Source organism: Buttiauxella izardii (assembly GCF_003601925.1).
In the GTDB taxonomy this organism is placed as follows: Bacteria; Pseudomonadota; Gammaproteobacteria; order Enterobacterales; family Enterobacteriaceae; genus Buttiauxella; species Buttiauxella izardii.
The window spans coordinates 48,669-65,673 of the sequence record NZ_QZWH01000031.1 but is presented as its reverse complement, the minus strand read 5'-3'; the positions used below and the strand labels follow the sequence as shown (position 1 = coordinate 65,673).

Below are 17,005 nucleotides of genomic sequence, written 5' to 3'. Positions count from 1 at the left end.
ATGCGTTATCCCGCTTGCCCTGGTAAGGTTCTTTGCGCCAGGGCAATCAGGAACGCGTATTCCAGCGCAACGCCTTCGTAAGATTTAAATCGCCCCGATTTCCCGCCGTGCCCCGAGTCCATATCAGTACATAACAACAGCAAATTATCGTCGGTGCGCATTTCACGTAGCTTCGCCACCCATTTTGCAGGCTCCCAGTATTGCACTTGAGAGTCATGCAGGCCGGTTGTCACCAGCATATGTGGATAAGCCTGTGCGGTGATTTGATCGTAAGGGCTGTACTGTTTGATGTAGTGATAATATTCCACATCTTGCGGATTCCCCCACTCTTCAAACTCGCCAGTGGTCAAAGGAATCGACTCGTCGAGCATGGTGGTGAGCACGTCAACAAACGGCACCTGCGCGACAACGCCATGGAACAATTCAGGCCGCATATTGATTGCCGCGCCGACTAACAATCCGCCCGCACTGCCGCCCATGGAATAGAGTAAGTTTTCATCACCATATCCCAACTTAAGCAAGGCATCGCACACGTCCAGATAGTCATTAAACGTGTTCATTTTTTTCAGGTATTTACCGTCTTCGTACCATTGCTGGCCGAGTTCACCGCCGCCGCGAATATGCGCAATCGCAAACACAAATCCACGGTCAAGCAGGCTTAAACGGCTGCTGCTGAAATCGGCGTCCATGCTGCTGCCGTACGAGCCATAACCGTAAACCAGCAACGGATTTTTGCCGCGCTGGAAATGTTCGCGATGGTAAACCAGAGAAACCGGCACCTGTACCCCATCACGCACCGTGACCCACAAATGCTCGCTTTTGTAATGGCTGGCATCAAACCCGGCGACCTCAGTTTGCTTAATTACCCGCCGCTCGCCGGTATCCATATCCAGCTCAAACAGGGTGTCCGGCGTGGTCATTGACGAATAACCGTAGCGCAGGCGTGAGGATTCCGGTTCAGGATTATGCCCAACCCAGGTGACGTAGGCCGGATCATCAAAAGCAATCCCAATCACTTCCCGAGTTTTGCGGTTGATTTGCCGCAGGCTGGTCAAACCCTGTTGGCGTTCTTCAACCACCAGCCAGTCGGTGAACAATGTGAACCCTTCCAGCATTACGTTTTCACGCGCGGGGATCAGGACTTCCCACTGGTTTTCGTCACGCACTTTGCTGCGATACAAACCAAAGTTTTTGCCTTCACGGTTGGAACGCAGATAGAAGTTATGCTGGAAGTGATCGAGCGTGTATTCGTGATCTTTACGGCGCGGGGCGAAAGTTTGCGGCTGCGCATCGACCAGTTCCGCATCAAGCAACAGCACTTCGCTGGTCGTCGCACTGCTGAGATAAATTAAGATGAAGTGTTTTGAGGTGGTTTTATGCACGCTAACGTAAAACATCTCGTCTTTTTCTTCGTAGACCAACTCATCTTCTGAAGAAGGATGTCCCACGGTGTGCCGCCAAACTTGATACGGCAACAGCGTTTTAGGATGCTTTCGCACGTAATAAAGCGTGGCGGAATCATTGGCCCAGACAAAGCTGCTGGAGACATTATCCAGCACTTCCGGATACCAGTTGCCCGTTTCCAGATTACGGAACCGTAAACCGTACTGGCGGCGGGAGAGAAAATCCTCAGCCAGCGCCATGATCGTGTTGTCAGGCGTGATGCTCATGCCGCCCATGGTGTAAAACTCGCTGTGCGCGGCACGGCGATTACCGTCCACCAGCGTGCTCCATTCTTCCCATTCATCAAGGATCACGGACTGACGCTGATAAATAGCGTATTCATTACCCGTTTCAAAAACCTGGCGGTAACGATAGCCATTTTGGGTATAAGGCGCGGAAACATCACGCTGCGGGATTCGGTCGATCATCTCTTTAAGCAGGCGGTCTTGTAATGCCTGCTGTGTACCCATCACCTGACGACCGTAGTCATTCTCCTGATGAAGATAATCAAGGACTTGCGCATCGGCGCGATCGTCGTCGCGCAACCAGTAGTAGTTGTCGATGCGGGTATCACCATGCTCGATCATGGTATGGGGAATTTTTTTTGCTTTTGGTGGCATGTCGTTTTTCTTTTTGAGTTAACACCCTGTAAGGGTGGCAAATTCAGACAGCCTTGCAAGCGTAACGTGGGATTTTAAGGAAAATGCCGGGATTAACCCGGCAGACTGAGTTTCTGTTGCTGAAGGTCTTTTTCAATGCCTTCGCGTACATCCTGCGGGATTTTTAACGCATCACCTAGCGCATTCAGATAACTGCGTTCCATGAAATGATCGATGTCGATTGCCGCGCAACTTAAGAAGTAAAGCTCGAGCGCTTCTTCTTCGTTATTAACGCCTTGCACCAGGCGCTGTGGATCAAGAGGCTGGTCGATGGCTTGCTGAATCAGATTACGCCCCGGCCCTTCGATGCCTGCATCACGCAGTTGCTGTTCGATAATCTGGCGTTCTTTATCATCAATATGCCCATCGCTTTTGGCGGCAAAAACCAGTGCCATCACCAGACGCTGCGTGCGCACATCTACCGGAGATTGTTGCTGCCCGAATTGCGGTTCACCCTGGTGGGCTTCACGAACTCGGTCTTTATATTTGTTCCACAACACGCTTCCTGCAACCGCCCCGCCACCCACCAGCAGCGCGCCAGTACCGTATTTCGTGAGTAATTTGCGCGATGATTTGTTCGCCAGTAATAAACCGGCCAGGCCACCCAGCGCGCCGGGCACTAATAATTTGCTCAGACCTTGAGAATTATTCCCCGGTGAAGATTGACTCTGACCGGTGTGATTCTGCACGGATTGCGTTGCCTGCCCCAGCATCGACTGAAGTTGCTGTAACCAGTTGCTCATAAGAGACACCTTTTATTAGGAACTTAACATCTGAGGTTAAGCGACAGGGTGTCAAGAAGTGTCTGATAAGACTAAAGATGAGAAAAGAACCGCGCCGGTAACCCGACGCGGCGCAACTCAGGCTGCTTTGGTACGTTTACGAGGGTGCTCAGCGACTTTGTCGTCAACGGTTTCTTCGGCGACAGATTCATCGACCTGGACTTCATCAACCTGAGCTTCATCAACCGCATCAGCCGTTTCCAGCTCTGGCAATTTACCGCTTCTCAGCACCGTGGAGAGCACATCTTTATTTTCTGCCATCCACATTGCCAACACATCCGCTTGCCCTTCTTCAAGAGTCACCGGGCTATGGGTTAACCATTCGCCCAGAACTTCAGCCAGGTCGAGCATTTTGTCGTAGGCGTCTGCATCCTTTTTACTGGCAAAAGACATTTTTTCCTGCCCCTCTCGTACCACAACGTATTTAATTTCAACCGCCATTTTGCAGCTCCGATTAACTGTTTATTTAAACAGTGTAATGATATTAACCCTGTACCGCAAGCGGGAAAAAAACTGCGTGCGCAAACGTTTTCGTTTATAATCCGCCGGTCTATTTTCTCTGCTCGGGTATACAGATTATGTCAATGTTGGGAACAGCGCTTCGTCCTTCAGCTACGCGTGTGATGTTGTTAGGATCGGGTGAATTAGGAAAAGAAGTGGCGATTGAATGTCAGCGTCTCGGAATCGAAGTGATTGCCGTTGACCGCTATGCAGACGCCCCTGCGATGCATGTCGCACACCGCAGCCACGTCATTAATATGCTCGATGGTGCTGAGCTTAAAAAGCTGGTTGCCGCTGAAATGCCTGACTTCATTGTTCCCGAAATTGAAGCAATTGCTACAGATATGCTGGTTGAACTTGAGAAACAAGGTCAGCGCGTAGTGCCTTGCGCCCGAGCCACACAACTCACCATGAACCGCGAAGGCATTCGTCGTCTGGCCGCAGAAGAGCTTGGGTTGCCTACATCAAGCTACCGTTTTGCCGATAGCGAAGCCGCATTCTTAAAAGCGGTCGATGAAATCGGCCTGCCTTGTATCGTTAAACCGGTAATGAGCTCTTCCGGTAAAGGGCAAAGTTTTGTGCGCCATGCCGAACATTTAGGGCAAGCCTGGGAATACGCACAAGAAGGTGGCCGCGCAGGTAAAGGAAAAGTGATTGTAGAAGGCGTGGTGAATTTTGATTTTGAAATCACTCTATTGACCATCAGCGCGGTTGACGGCGTGCATTTCTGCGCGCCAGTCGGCCACCGTCAGGAAGATGGCGATTATCGCGAATCCTGGCAGCCACAGAAAATGAGTGATGCGGCACTTGCGCGCTCTCAGGAAATCGCTGAGAAAGTCGTGAAAGCGTTAGGGGGCTATGGGCTATTTGGCGTTGAGTTGTTCGTTTGTGGCGACGAAGTGATTTTCAGCGAAGTCTCCCCTCGCCCTCACGATACCGGCATGGTGACGCTGATTTCTCAGGATTTGTCAGAGTTCGCGTTGCATGTTCGCGCATTTCTCGGCTTGCCGATTGGCGATATTCGCCAGTACGGCCCGGCAGCTTCTGCGGTTATCCTTCCAGAATTGACCAGCGATAACGTGCAGTACGGCAATGTCGATGCGGCGCTGGGTGCGGGCTTACAGGTGCGTCTGTTTGGTAAGCCAGAAATTAACGGAAAACGCCGAATGGGTGTCGCACTGGCGACGGGTTCTAGCGTGGAAGATGCAATTGCTCGCGCCATTTCCGCAACCAAAGCCGTAATCGTCAAAGGCTAAAAAAAATCCCCGCTCTTTCGAGCGAGGATTCAATAACACGAATAATTCGAGTCGTAGGAAGGCGGCAAGAGAACGAATCCCCGGGAGCATAGATAAACTATGTGACCGGGGTGAGTGAACGCAGCCAACGCATCTACGGCTCGAAGGATGACGTGTTATTTCGCGCCTTCGACGGCTTCACGAGCAAGCTTGGTAATACGATCGTAATCACCCGCTTCCAGTGCGTCAGCCGGAACCAACCACGAACCACCGATACACAGAACGCTTTTCAGCGCTAAATAGTCACGATAGTTAGCCGGTGTGATCCCGCCAGTTGGGCAGAAACGAACCTGAGAGAATGGACCAGCGATAGCTTGCAGCGCTTTGGTACCGCCATTCGCTTCAGCCGGGAAGAATTTGAATTCTTTCAGGCCGTAGTCCAGACCCAGCATCAGTTCAGAAACAGTGCTGATACCAGGAATCAATGGGATGGAACCTTCGGTTGCTGCTTTCAGCAATGGCTCGGTCAGACCTGGGCTGATTGCGAACTGTGCGCCAGCTTCGGTCACTTCTGCCAGTTGCTGTGGGTTCAGCACGGTGCCAGCACCGATAATCGCTTCTGGGACTTCTTTAGCGATGGCACGGATGGCATCCATTGCACATGGAGTACGCAGAGTCACTTCCAGAACGCGCACGCCGCCAGCAACCAATGCTTTAGCCATTGGGACTGCGTGTTCCAGTTTGTTTACTACGATAACCGGAACGACCGGTCCTGTTGTCAGGATCTGTTCCGCAGTAGTTTTCCAGTTTTTCATCTAAGGCCTCTTAACCAACTTTATAATTCGTTTCCAGAGCAGCAATCGCTACATCCGGTCCTTAAAATTTAATGCAGGTCGCGCCCTGTTCCGCGCCAGATAACTGTTCGCGTAACGCGCTAAATAATTCACGGCCTGTTCCAACACGATCTGCGCTGAGATCCGGGTGGTACGCGGTGCGTTTTTCAAGCTCGGCTTCATCGACCAGCAATGTCAGTTCACCCGTTTGACCGTTGACGCGAATCATATCGCCATCGCGGACTTTTGCCAGCAGCCCACCATCATAAGCTTCTGGGGTAACATGGATTGCCGATGGCACCTTACCTGATGCGCCCGATAGCCGTCCATCAGTGACCAACGCTATTTTGAAACAGCGGTCCAATAATACCCCAAGTGGCGGCATAAGTTTATGTAATTCTGGCATGCCATTCGCTTTTGGCCCTTGATGACGCACAACAACCACGCAATCACGGTCAAGTTGGCCTGCTTCGAAGGCAGGTAACACGTCATGCTGGCTTTCAAAAATAACCGCTGGCGCTTCGATCACCTGGTTTTCCACCGGCACCGCCGACGTTTTCATGACCGCGCGACCAAGGTTGCCGCTCAGCACTTTGGTACCGCCATGTTTAGAGAATGGCTTTTCGAAGGTTGCGATGACATCGGTATCGAGCGCGGCGGTTGCACCTTCACGCCAGGCCAGTTGGCCGTTATCCAGCCATGGTTCCATGGTGTAGTGATGCAGACCAAAACCGGCAACGGTATTCACGTCTTCATGCAGCAAGCCGCCTTTGAGCAGTTCGCGCATCAGCACCGGTACGCCACCAGCCGCCTGGAAGTGGTTGATATCTGCCGGGCCGTTTGGATACAAACGTGCAAGCAACGGCACCACATCCGAAAGGTCAGAGAAATCGTCCCAGTTAATGATAATGCCCGCTGCGCGCGCCATTGCCACCAGGTGCATGGTGTGGTTGGTGGAACCGCCGGTTGCCAGCAATGCCACGATGCCGTTGACCACAACTTTTTCGTCAATCATTTTACCGATTGGCATCCACTCGTTACCGTTTCCGGTCAGACGCGTCACCTGGCGTGCGGCGGCTGCGGTTAATTCATGGCGCAACGGTGCATCCGGGTGAACAAACGAAGAACCCGGCAACTGTATACCCATAAACTCAACCACCATCTGGTTAGTGTTGGCGGTGCCGTAGAAGGTACAGGTGCCCGGCGCGTGGTAAGACGCGGCTTCCGACTCTAGCAGGGCCTGGCGGTCTACTTTACCTTCGGCATAAAGCTGGCGAATGCGCACTTTTTCTTTATTCGGCAAACCGCTCGCCATTGGGCCTGATGGCACAAATACCGCCGGTAAATGGCCGAATGACAACGCTGCCATAGTCAGTCCAGGGACGATTTTGTCGCACACGCCGAGATACAGCGCGCCATCGAACATGTTGTGAGACAGGCCAATCGCCGTGGACATAGCAATAATTTCGCGACTGAGCAGTGACAGTTCCATGCCGTCCTGCCCTTGAGTCACGCCATCGCACATGGCAGGCACGCCACCTGCCACTTGCCCTACCGCGCCTACTGAATGCAGCGCTTTACGAATCTGGTCTGGATAGTATTCATACGGCTGATGAGCGGAAAGCATGTCGTTGTAGGAAGTGATGATCGCAATGTTGTTACGCAGCATACTTTTCAGCGCAGCTTTATCTTCTGGCTGACAGGCCGCAAAACCGTGGGCTAGATTCCCGCAAGCCAGTTCGGAGCGGTGCACGGTATTTGACTTCGCTTTTTCTATACGCGCCAGGTAAGTTTCACGGGTCTGGCGGGAGCGTTCAACGATGCGTTTTGTTACGCGTAACAAATCAGGATTCATAACAGGTCCTCATAAAGTGGCTGCCGTCGCTTTGGGCAGGTGGAAATGATTGCCGGCTCTGTTTTCACTTTGAGAGGCGGGAATCCTAACCATCAGGGCAAAATCGCTTCAGCTAGTGTAAATAAAAAAGCCCTGCTGGTGAATCCAGTCAGGGCTTTTAAATTAAAAAATTTCCACAGTACGCGTGTTAGATCATGTTACCGGTAAAATGAGTAACTTCTGTTACGCGGTTTTTACAAACTAACACCAAATTTATCTCTTAAATCATTCGAGTTGCAGCCAACACCCCTGCAACTTGAAGGAAACACCCCTGCAACTTGAAGGATGACGGAGATTTACTCGAATTCGTTCCACGAACGCCCGTCGCGAGTAATCATTGCTACAGAAGCCACTGGCCCCCATGTTCCCGCCTGGTATGGCTTAGGAGCATCGTTATCGGCAGCCCATGCTTCGGTGATTGAATCGACCCACTTCCACGCTTCTTCCACTTCATCACGACGCACGAACAGAGCCTGAATCCCACGCATGGTTTCCAGCAGCAGGCGCTCGTAAGCATCTGCCAGATGGGTTTCATTGAAGGTTTCGGAGTAGCTCAGATCCAGTTTAGTGGTTTGCAGGTTGTGTTTGTGCTCAAGCCCAGGCACTTTGTTAAGCACCTGAATATCCACACCTTCGTCCGGTTGCAGACGGATCGTGAGTTTGTTTTGTGGCAGATCCTGCCAGGAATCTTTAAACAGGTTCAGTGGTGGGCTTTTGAAATAAACCACAACTTCTGAGCATTTGGTTGGCAGACGTTTACCGGTACGCAGGTAGAACGGCACACCCGCCCAACGCCAGTTATCAATATCCACACGGATAGCGACAAAAGTTTCGGTGCTGCTGGACTTATTCGCGCCCTCTTCTTCCAGGTAGCCAGGGACTTTTTGACCCTGAGCAAAGCCTGATGTGTACTGCCCACGCACCGTTTTTTCACGCACATTGCTGCGGTCAATACGACGTAGCGATTGCAGAACTTTAACTTTCTCATCGCGGATATGGTCAGCGGTAAGGTCAGACGGCGGAGACATAGCAATCATGCAAAGGATTTGCAGCAGGTGGTTTTGAATCATGTCGCGCATTTGCCCGGCCTGGTCAAAGTAACCCCAGCGCCCTTCAATGCCCACTTCTTCCGCAACGGTGATTTCCACGTGATCGATGGTTTTATTATCCCAGTTATTCGCAAACAGGGAGTTAGCAAAACGCAGCGCCAGCAGGTTCAGAACCGTTTCTTTACCTAAGTAGTGGTCGATACGATAAACCTGGCATTCTTCGAAATACTCGCCAACCTGATCGTTGATTTCCTGGGAGGTCGCCAGTGAGGTCCCGAGCGGTTTTTCCATCACAACACGAGCCGGTTTGGCGTTGAGTTTCGCCTTGCCCAGACCTTTGCAGATCGCGCCAAAGGTATTCGGCGGCATGGCAAAGTAGTTGATGGTGACGCGATTTTGCTGATCGAGCATCTTACCGAGTTTGGTAAAAGCAGCGGTGTCATTCACATCCAGATTGCAGAAATCAAGACGGTTGCTCAACTTGTCCCACAGGCTTTCGTCGATCTTTTCCTTCATAAAGGTTTCAATCGCTTCACGCACAACTTTGGTATAAGCCGCTTTATCCCAATCTGCACGGCCCACGCCCAGGATGCGCGTGTCCGGGTGAATTTGCCCTGCTTTCTCTAACTGATACAGGGAAGGCAGCAGTTTCCGACGCGCAAGGTCGCCTTTTGCACCGAAAATCACCAGGTCACATGCCTGAGCTGTCTGCGTTACCGCCATGTTATGTCTCCTCGTTTCGGATGTCCGGTATGAATACCGGCCCGTGTGTAATTTTATTACAGAACAATGTACTGCTTTTGATGAATCCAGGTAAACCGCTACCCATTATTTGATCGCGTTAGTGGGCAGCATTTGCCCGTCAGTGCCACTTGTTGCGATGTTTAGTGGAATTTTCTGACGTTTTGCTGTCGATGTATACCATCTCTAAAGTTAGAGCCTGATCATGTAATGAAAAAAAACAACATCATTATCCTGATCAACTTGCCCAATCACCGATGGGCAAGAGTATATTCTTGCTAAATCGTGCCACGATTTCTCCATTTGTTGAAATCGACAAAATCCATGAGTGCCGGACACCTATGAATATGCTGGACAAAATCCAGTCCCAACTGGAACACCTTAGCAAATCAGAACGTAAAGTCGCAGAAGTGATTCTAACCGCACCACAAGATGCCATTCACTCAAGCATTGCCACGCTTGCCCGCAGTGCTGAAGTCAGCGAACCGACAGTCAACCGTTTTTGCCGCCGTCTGGAAACTAAGGGCTTCCCGGATTTTAAATTACATTTAGCCCAAAGTCTGGCGAATGGCACTCCTTATGTAAACCGGAATGTTGACGAAGACGATAGCGTCGAAGCCTATACCGGCAAAATATTCGAGTCTGCGATGGCCAGTCTTGACCAGGTACGGCAATCGCTGGATATGGCAGCGGTCAACCGCGCCGTAGATTTGCTCACTCAAGCGAAGAAAATCGCCTTCTTTGGCCTGGGTTCTTCCGCCGCCGTCGCCCATGACGCGATGAATAAGTTCTTCCGCTTTAATGTGCCGGTTATCTATTCCGATGATGTGGTTTTACAGCGCATGAGCTGCATGAATTGCAGCGAAGAAGATGTCGTTGTCCTCATCTCTCACACCGGACGCACCAAAAATTTGGTCGAGCTTGCACAACTGGCGCGTGAAAACGACGCCATCGTGCTGGCAATAACATCCGAAGGTTCGCCATTAGCGCGCGAAGCGACGCTCTCTTTATTGCTTGATGTGCCAGAAGACACCGACATTTATATGCCGATGGTGTCGCGCCTGGCGCAATTAACGGTGATTGATGTGCTGGCAACCGGCTTTACTTTACGCCGGGGTGCAAAATTCAGAGATAACTTGAAGCGAGTCAAAGAAGCGCTCAAGGAATCGCGTTTTGATAAGGGGCTGTTTGTCTCTGGTGAAAACACTTAAGTTTTTATAACAAAGCTGTAACTTTTTAGGTCATTCGGTTAAGTTGTTGGTTTGAAATTTTCAAGCAACCTGACTCACCGAATCTTTTTGTTAACGCAACACCAAAGTTGTTTCAGTCAACGGAGTAATACATGTCCAGACGGCTACGTAGAACCAAAATCGTTACCACTTTAGGCCCAGCTACCGATCGCGACAATAATCTGGAAAAGATTATCGCTGCTGGCGCTAACGTGGTGCGTATGAACTTTTCCCACGGCACCGCAGAAGATCATCAGATCCGTGCTGACAAAGTTCGTGAAATTGCCGCAAAACTGGGTCGTCATGTCGCTATTCTGGGCGATTTGCAAGGGCCAAAAATTCGTGTGTCCACGTTTAAAGAAGGCAAAGTCTTCCTTAACATTGGTGACAAATTCCTGCTTGATGCCAACCTGGGCAAAGGCGAAGGCGACAAAGAAAAAGTCGGTATCGACTATAAAGGTCTGCCTGCTGACGTTGTCACCGGCGACATCCTGCTGCTTGATGACGGCCGCGTTCAGTTAAAAGTCCTTGAAGTTCAGGGCATGAAAGTGTTCACGGAAGTCACCGTGGGTGGCCCGCTGTCGAACAATAAAGGTATCAACAAGCTGGGCGGCGGCCTGTCCGCTGAAGCGCTGACCGACAAAGACAAAGCAGACATTCTGACTGCAGCAAAAATCGGCGTTGATTACCTGGCGGTTTCCTTCCCACGCTGTGGCGAAGACCTGAACTACGCTCGCCGTCTGGCGCGTGACGCAGGTTGTGACGCGAAGATCGTGGCAAAAGTTGAACGTGCAGAAGCCGTATGCGACGAAGCCGCGATGGACGACGTAATCCTCGCTTCCGACGTGGTAATGGTTGCTCGTGGCGACCTGGGCGTTGAAATCGGTGATCCTGAGCTAGTCGGCATTCAGAAGACCCTGATTCGCCGTGCTCGCAAGTTGAACCGTGCGGTGATCACCGCGACTCAAATGATGGAGTCGATGATCACCAACCCGATGCCAACCCGTGCCGAAGTCATGGACGTGGCGAACGCCGTTCTGGATGGTACGGATGCGGTTATGCTTTCCGCTGAAACTGCGGCGGGTCAATACCCGGCTGAAACCGTTGCCGCGATGGCGCGTGTTTGCCTGGGCGCTGAGAAAATCCCAAGCATCAACGTTTCTAAGCACCGCTTAGACGTACAGTTCGATAACACCGAAGAAGCGATTGCGATGTCTGCGATGTATGCGGCAAACCACCTGAAAGGGGTTACTGCCATCATCACCATGACCGAGTCTGGCCGCACCGCGTTGATGACTTCACGTATCAGCTCCGGCTTGCCAATTTTCGCCATGTCTCGCCATGAGCGCACGCTGAACCTGACATCTTTGTACCGTGGCGTGACGCCGGTGTACTTCGATAGCCAGAACGACGGTGTTGCCGCTGCAAGTGACGCAGTAAACCTGCTGCGCGACAAAGGCTACCTGGTTTCCGGTGACCTGGTTATCGTGACCCAGGGCGACGTGATGAGTACCATTGGTACCACCAACACCACACGTATTCTGTGTGTTGAGTAATTCACTCGTAATATGACAAAGGGGCCGATTGGCCCCTTTCTTATTTTTTAGGATACAGTTCTTTGCGCCGATAGGGTTCGGTTTCCCCTTCTTTGCGCGTTTTAAGCAATTTTAAAATCCAGGTGTACTGCTCGAGATTTGGCCCCACCAAAATTTCAACTTCTTCGTTCATGCGACGGGCAATGGTGTTGTCGTCAGCTTCGAGTAAGTCGTCCATCGGCGGACGAATATGAATATCCAGACGATGTGTTTTGCCGTTGTAGACCGGGAATAACGGAACCACACGTGCACGCGACACTTTCATTAAACGGCCAATCGCTGGCAGCGTGGCTTTATAGGTGCCAAAGAAATCAACAAATTCGCTATGTTCTGCACCGTGATCCTGATCGGGCAGATAATATCCCCAGTATCCCTGACGCACAGAGCTAATAAACGGCTTAATCCCGTCATTACGTGCATGCAGACGCCCACCAAAACGGCGGCGCACGGTATTCCACATATAGTCAAATAACGGGTTGCCCTGGTTATGGAACATCGCCGCCATTTTTTGCCCCTGAGACGCCAATAGCATCGCAGGAATGTCCACCGCCCAACCGTGCGGAACGAGGAAAATCACTTTTTCTTCGCGCTGCTTTATCTCGTCGATAATTTCTTTGCCGTGCCAGTCAACACGCGGCATGATTTTTTGCGGGCCTTTAATCGCCAGCTCCGCCATCATCACCATCGCTTGCGGCGCGGTGGCAAACATCTCGTCAATAATCGCTTCACGTTTTGCTTCAGGCATCTCCGGGAAACAATACAGCAAGTTAATTTGCGCGCGACGACGCGCACTTTTACCGAAGCGTCCGGCAAGGCGTCCTACTTTACCCAGAAAAGGATCGCGTAATGCAGGCGGTAACATTGCCAGCCCTGCAAAAGCGCCCACGCCTAACCAGGCGCCCCAAAACTTCGGGTGCAAGAAGGCCTTTTGAAATTCGGGAATGAACTCACTGTGACTTTTTTTTGCTTTTTCCATGCATATTCTCAGTACAGCATCAAATCATTGATGACATGAATTTGTAAGTATCTTAGCGGGGTAATGCCCATCAGACAAAGAAAAAGCCGGTCACTGAGTACCGGCTTTTGTCAAAAGGCTTAATTAGTTGAATCTAAGCTGCGGTGTCACTTCACGAACTTGTGCCAGGTAATCACTACGATCTGAACCTGTCAGCCCTTCGGTACGTGGCAGTTTCGCCGTCAACGGGTTCACAGCCTGCTGGTTAACCCACACTTCATAATGCAGGTGCGGCCCGGTAGAACGCCCGGTATTCCCGGAAAGCGCGATACGGTCGCCACGTTTCACTTTCTGACCAGGCTGAACCAGCAATTTCTTCAGATGCATGTAACGCGTGGTGTAAGTGCGACCGTGACGGATAGCGACAAAGTAACCCGCCGCGCCACTACGTTTTGCCATAACCACTTCACCATCACCCACCGCCAGCACTGGTGTGCCTTGTGGCATCGCAAAATCGACACCTTTGTGCGGTGCGACACGCCCGGTAACCGGGTTTAAGCGACGCGGGTTAAAGTTCGACGAAATGCGGAACTGTTTAGCCGTTGGGAAACGCATAAAGCCTTTCGCCAGCCCGGAGCCATTACGGTCGTAGAATTTGCCGTCTTCAGCGCGAATCGCATAATAATCTTTACCGCTGCTGCGCAGACGAACGCCGACCAGTTGGCTTTGTTCGCGTTTGCCTTCGAGCATTTCACGAGACATAAGGACGGAGAACTCATCGCCTTTTTTCAGTTTGCGGAAGTCCATCTGCCACTGCATCGCCTTGATTACCGAGCTAATTTCAGCACTGGTTAAACCGGCGTCTTTCGCACTGCTAACAAAGCTGCCGCCAACGGTGCCTTTGAGCACATTGTTGACCCATTCGCCCTGCTGCATTTCGCTGCTGAGTTTGAAGGTGCTACCTGAGCGGTCGTAAGTACGGGTTTCACGACGCGACATTTCCCACGTCATGCGCTGTAATTCGCCGTTATCATTAAGCGTCCAGGAAATTTGCTGGCCGATTTTCAGGTTACGCAGATCTTTATCCACTGCGGCAAGCTGGCTGATATCACCCATATCAATGCCGTACTGGTTCAGAATGCTGCTGAGCGTATCCCCAGTAGAAACGACATACTCGTGAACACCGGTTTCACCCGCTGTTTTATCATCGAGTTCATCTTGTGGAATGGTGTCATCTTCGGCATCTGGCGATTGATCTAGCGGCTCACTGGCCTCGGGAAGTAACGAGCGAATCTCGTTTTTCTCAAGTTCAATGGTTTTAATAACGGGGCTGGCTTCAGGATGATAGACGTACGGTCGCCAGACAGCGACCGCAAGTGTAAGAACTGTAAGAGACCCCAGCATAACGCGGTGGGGCCGGGACAAATTGTCGAATGCCAGGGCGACAGAGCGGGCTATCTGTTGCACGTATTCACTTCCTCACTAATCTCCTTTCAGGCAGCTCGCATATTGGTTCGCAAGCCCGTTCAAAAACTGCATATAGCTGTCTTTGCCGAGCTTAACCTCAATCCCCAGTGGGTCCAGCGTTCCGGAACGAACGTTAGTGCCACGGGCAACGGCATTGATTACGGCTGGCCTGAACTGCGGCTCAGCAAAAACGCACACGGCTTTTTGCTCAACCAACTGTGTTCTGATGTCATGTAAACGCTGCGCACCGGGTTGGATTTCAGGGTTCACGGTAAAATGGCCAAGTGGCGTTAGACCGTAATGTTTTTCAAAGTAGCCATAAGCGTCGTGAAAAACGAAATACCCTTTTCCTTTGAGCGGTGCGAGCACGCTACCGACTTGCTTATCGATGTTGGCTAATCCTAACTCGAAAGTCTGCAAGTTGGCGTCTAGTTTGGCTCTACTTTGCGGCATAAGTTCCACTAATTTATCGTGGATTGCAACCGCTGACAGCCGCGCCACCTCTGGCGAAAGCCAAATATGCATGTTGTATTCACCATGATGGTGATCTTCGTCACTATTTTCGGCTGAATGGTCATGACCTTCGTGACCATGGTCGTCATCGTCGCTGCCTTTCATGAGTAACGGTTTTACACCGGGCAAAGCGGCCAGTTGCACTTGTTTTTGTTCAGCTAATTGATTAACTGACTTCTGCATGAAGGCTTCCATTTCGGGGCCAACCCACACCACTAAGTCCGCGCTTTGTAAGCGTTTTACATCAGATGGACGAAGTGCATAATCATGCTCAGAAGCGCCATCTGGCAGCAAAACTTCGGTCGGTGTCACGCCATCAGCGATCGCTGCGGCGATAAAACCTAAGGGTTTGATTGAAGCCACTACCGCCGCCTGCGCTGGGGCGGCTGCGGCACCCAAAAAGGCAGTTGTTAAAGCTGCGCAAAGAAATGAGTTTTTATGTAACATAATGCGACTTTTCATCGTTAAGAATGTGAGATGTGTGATATTATAACATCCGCTAACTTCTGCAACCCCTGAAATTGTCATGACAAATCTGGTATCACTGGAAAATATCTCTGTTTCTTTCGGACAACGCCGCGTGCTGTCTGATATTTCACTCGATCTCAAACCGGGTCGCATTTTGACGTTGCTTGGGCCAAATGGTGCCGGGAAATCAACACTGGTGCGTGTGGTTTTGGGTCTGGTAGCACCTGATGAAGGCGTTATCAAGCGTGACCGCGACCTGCGCATCGGCTACGTGCCGCAAAAACTCCATCTCGACGCCACTCTGCCGTTAACCGTCAGCCGCTTTATGCGTCTGCGTCCAGGTGTGAAAAAATCGGATATTTTGCCTGCGCTGAAACGCGTACAGGCGGCCCATCTGATTGAAGCGCCAATGCAAAAGCTTTCTGGCGGTGAGAATCAACGAGTTCTGCTGGCGCGTGCTTTGTTAAATCAGCCGCAATTACTGGTGCTTGATGAACCAACACAAGGCGTGGATGTTAACGGGCAACTCGCGCTTTATAACCTGATTGACCAGTTGCGCCACGAGCTTGATTGCGCGGTGATGATGGTTTCCCACGACCTGCATTTAGTGATGGCGAAAACCGATGATGTGTTGTGTTTGAACCACCATATTTGCTGTTCTGGCACGCCAGAAGTGGTGTCGATGCATCCAGAATTTATTTCGATGTTTGGTGTGCGTGGTGCTGAGCAGTTGGGCATTTACCGTCACCACCATAATCATCGTCACGATTTAACCGGACGTATTATTTTGCGCAGAGGGAATGGCCAGTCATGATTGAATTGTTGTTGCCCGGCTGGCTTGCCGGGATTTTACTGGCCTGCGCCGCCGGCCCGTTGGGTTCGTTTGTGGTCTGGCGTCGGATGTCTTACTTTGGCGATACCCTCGCCCATGCTTCTTTGCTCGGCGTCGCGTTTGGTCTGCTGCTCAATGTGAATCCATTTTATGCGGTGATTGCAGTGACTTTACTGCTGGCTATCGGGCTAGTGTGGCTCGAAAAGCGCCCTCACCTGGCACTGGATACTTTGCTTGGCATTATGGCGCACAGCGCCCTGTCGCTTGGTTTAGTGGTGGTGAGTTTAATGTCGAACGTGCGCGTCGATTTAATGGCGTATCTGTTTGGCGACCTGCTCTCAGTGACGATGCCCGATATTATTTCGATTGCGTTGGGTGTGGCGGTGGTGGTTGGCGTACTACTTTGGCAATGGCGTAATTTGTTGTCGATGACTATCAGTCCGGATTTGGCTCATGTTGACGGGGTCAATCTGCAACGCGTGAAGATGTTGTTGATGCTGGTGACGGCGCTGACGATTGGCGTGGCAATGAAATTCGTCGGTGCGCTGATTATTACTTCCCTGCTGATTATTCCTGCGGCAACGGCGCGTCGTTTTGCGCGTACGCCTGAGCAAATGGCGGGTTTTGCGGTGATTATCGGAATGCTTTCAGTCACAGGCGGGCTGACGTTCTCAGCGTTTTATGACACACCAGCCGGGCCATCAGTGGTGTTAAGTTCGGCGGTATTGTTTGTATTAAGTATGGCGAAGAAGCAAGCGGCTTAAATTGTGTTGGATGGCGCTTGCGCTTATCCAACCTACAAAACCGTA

14 protein-coding genes are annotated in these 17,005 nt (G+C 51.2%); 5 read left to right on the top strand and 9 right to left on the bottom strand.

The features are described 5' to 3' along the window. Window positions 1–5 precede the first annotated feature (5 nt). The 3 genes from ptrB to D6029_RS14400 form a co-directional block, all read right to left on the bottom strand. Complete coding sequence (gene ptrB / locus D6029_RS14410; RefSeq protein WP_120065415.1) at window positions 6–2,063, bottom strand: oligopeptidase B; 2,058 nt, start codon at window positions 2,061–2,063, stop codon at window positions 6–8. 92 nt (window positions 2,064–2,155) lie between these two features. Continuing rightward, window positions 2,156–2,845, bottom strand: a complete 690-nt coding sequence (locus D6029_RS14405; RefSeq protein WP_120065414.1) for a tellurite resistance TerB family protein — start codon at window positions 2,843–2,845, stop codon at window positions 2,156–2,158. A gap of 117 nt (window positions 2,846–2,962) precedes the next feature. After that, window positions 2,963–3,325, bottom strand: a complete 363-nt coding sequence (locus D6029_RS14400) for a YebG family protein (RefSeq protein ID WP_120065413.1) — start codon at window positions 3,323–3,325, stop codon at window positions 2,963–2,965. 137 nt (window positions 3,326–3,462) lie between these two features. On the opposite strand from D6029_RS14400, the gene purT reads away from it, so the two are divergent. Next, on the top strand, window positions 3,463–4,641 hold the full coding sequence (purT, locus tag D6029_RS14395; protein ID WP_120065412.1) for a formate-dependent phosphoribosylglycinamide formyltransferase: 1,179 nt from the start codon (window positions 3,463–3,465) through the stop codon (window positions 4,639–4,641). A 155-nt stretch (window positions 4,642–4,796) separates the two neighbouring features. Here purT and kdgA read toward each other — a convergent pair whose 3' ends face one another. The 3 genes from kdgA to zwf all read right to left on the bottom strand — a co-directional run bounded on the left by kdgA (window position 4,797) and on the right by zwf (window position 9,119). After that, entirely contained in the window at window positions 4,797–5,435 is a 639-nt protein-coding gene (gene kdgA / locus D6029_RS14390) for a bifunctional 4-hydroxy-2-oxoglutarate aldolase/2-dehydro-3-deoxy-phosphogluconate aldolase (protein WP_120065411.1), read from the bottom strand. Between the two features lie 61 nt (window positions 5,436–5,496). Then, on the bottom strand, window positions 5,497–7,308 hold the full coding sequence (edd, locus tag D6029_RS14385) for a phosphogluconate dehydratase (protein ID WP_120065410.1): 1,812 nt from the start codon (window positions 7,306–7,308) through the stop codon (window positions 5,497–5,499). Between the two features lie 335 nt (window positions 7,309–7,643). Then, window positions 7,644–9,119: a glucose-6-phosphate dehydrogenase gene (zwf, locus tag D6029_RS14380; protein ID WP_120065409.1), complete on the bottom strand. Its 1,476-nt coding sequence runs from the start codon at window positions 9,117–9,119 to the stop codon at window positions 7,644–7,646. Window positions 9,120–9,478: 359 nt separating this feature from the next. Between zwf and D6029_RS14375 the strand changes: the two genes are divergently transcribed. Both D6029_RS14375 and pyk read left to right on the top strand, forming a co-directional pair. Next, a complete protein-coding gene (locus D6029_RS14375) occupies window positions 9,479–10,348 on the top strand; it encodes a MurR/RpiR family transcriptional regulator (protein ID WP_120065408.1) in 870 nt (289 codons plus the stop codon). 131 nt (window positions 10,349–10,479) lie between these two features. Next, entirely contained in the window at window positions 10,480–11,922 is a 1,443-nt protein-coding gene (gene pyk, locus D6029_RS14370) for a pyruvate kinase (protein ID WP_120065407.1), read from the top strand. A 40-nt stretch (window positions 11,923–11,962) separates the two neighbouring features. Here pyk and lpxM read toward each other — a convergent pair whose 3' ends face one another. The 3 genes from lpxM to znuA all read right to left on the bottom strand — a co-directional run bounded on the left by lpxM (window position 11,963) and on the right by znuA (window position 15,343). Beyond that, a complete protein-coding gene (lpxM, locus tag D6029_RS14365; RefSeq protein ID WP_120065406.1) occupies window positions 11,963–12,937 on the bottom strand; it encodes a lauroyl-Kdo(2)-lipid IV(A) myristoyltransferase in 975 nt (324 codons plus the stop codon). Window positions 12,938–13,060: 123 nt separating this feature from the next. Then, on the bottom strand, window positions 13,061–14,383 hold the full coding sequence (gene mepM / locus D6029_RS14360; protein ID WP_120065405.1) for a murein DD-endopeptidase MepM: 1,323 nt from the start codon (window positions 14,381–14,383) through the stop codon (window positions 13,061–13,063). Window positions 14,384–14,398: 15 nt separating this feature from the next. Then, entirely contained in the window at window positions 14,399–15,343 is a 945-nt protein-coding gene (gene znuA / locus D6029_RS14355) for a zinc ABC transporter substrate-binding protein ZnuA (protein ID WP_120065434.1), read from the bottom strand. A gap of 79 nt (window positions 15,344–15,422) precedes the next feature. On the opposite strand from znuA, the gene znuC reads away from it, so the two are divergent. Together znuC and znuB are read left to right on the top strand one after the other, a co-directional pair. After that, complete coding sequence (znuC, locus tag D6029_RS14350; RefSeq protein WP_120065404.1) at window positions 15,423–16,178, top strand: zinc ABC transporter ATP-binding protein ZnuC; 756 nt, start codon at window positions 15,423–15,425, stop codon at window positions 16,176–16,178. Further along, entirely contained in the window at window positions 16,175–16,960 is a 786-nt protein-coding gene (znuB, locus tag D6029_RS14345) for a zinc ABC transporter permease subunit ZnuB (RefSeq protein ID WP_120065403.1), read from the top strand. The genes znuC and znuB overlap by 4 nt, the downstream gene beginning before the upstream one ends. Window positions 16,961–17,005 lie beyond the last annotated feature (45 nt).

What these genes read in the sequence shown, in the direction of transcription:
- D6029_RS14400 (WP_120065413.1), bottom strand. Translation starts at nt 3,325, where the DNA reads ATGGCGGTTGAAATTAAATACGTTGTGGTACGAGAGGGGCAGGAAAAA.
- znuB (WP_120065403.1), top strand. Translation starts at nt 16,175, where the DNA reads ATGATTGAATTGTTGTTGCCCGGCTGGCTTGCCGGGATTTTACTGGCC.
- ptrB (WP_120065415.1), bottom strand. Translation starts at nt 2,063, where the DNA reads ATGCCACCAAAAGCAAAAAAAATTCCCCATACCATGATCGAGCATGGT.
- edd (WP_120065410.1), bottom strand. Translation starts at nt 7,308, where the DNA reads ATGAATCCTGATTTGTTACGCGTAACAAAACGCATCGTTGAACGCTCC.
- znuC (WP_120065404.1), top strand. Translation starts at nt 15,423, where the DNA reads ATGACAAATCTGGTATCACTGGAAAATATCTCTGTTTCTTTCGGACAA.
- kdgA (WP_120065411.1), bottom strand. Translation starts at nt 5,435, where the DNA reads ATGAAAAACTGGAAAACTACTGCGGAACAGATCCTGACAACAGGACCG.
- D6029_RS14375 (WP_120065408.1), top strand. Translation starts at nt 9,479, where the DNA reads ATGAATATGCTGGACAAAATCCAGTCCCAACTGGAACACCTTAGCAAA.
- lpxM (WP_120065406.1), bottom strand. Translation starts at nt 12,937, where the DNA reads ATGGAAAAAGCAAAAAAAAGTCACAGTGAGTTCATTCCCGAATTTCAA.
- purT (WP_120065412.1), top strand. Translation starts at nt 3,463, where the DNA reads ATGTCAATGTTGGGAACAGCGCTTCGTCCTTCAGCTACGCGTGTGATG.
- znuA (WP_120065434.1), bottom strand. Translation starts at nt 15,343, where the DNA reads ATGTTACATAAAAACTCATTTCTTTGCGCAGCTTTAACAACTGCCTTT.
- D6029_RS14405 (WP_120065414.1), bottom strand. Translation starts at nt 2,845, where the DNA reads ATGAGCAACTGGTTACAGCAACTTCAGTCGATGCTGGGGCAGGCAACG.
- pyk (WP_120065407.1), top strand. Translation starts at nt 10,480, where the DNA reads ATGTCCAGACGGCTACGTAGAACCAAAATCGTTACCACTTTAGGCCCA.
- zwf (WP_120065409.1), bottom strand. Translation starts at nt 9,119, where the DNA reads ATGGCGGTAACGCAGACAGCTCAGGCATGTGACCTGGTGATTTTCGGT.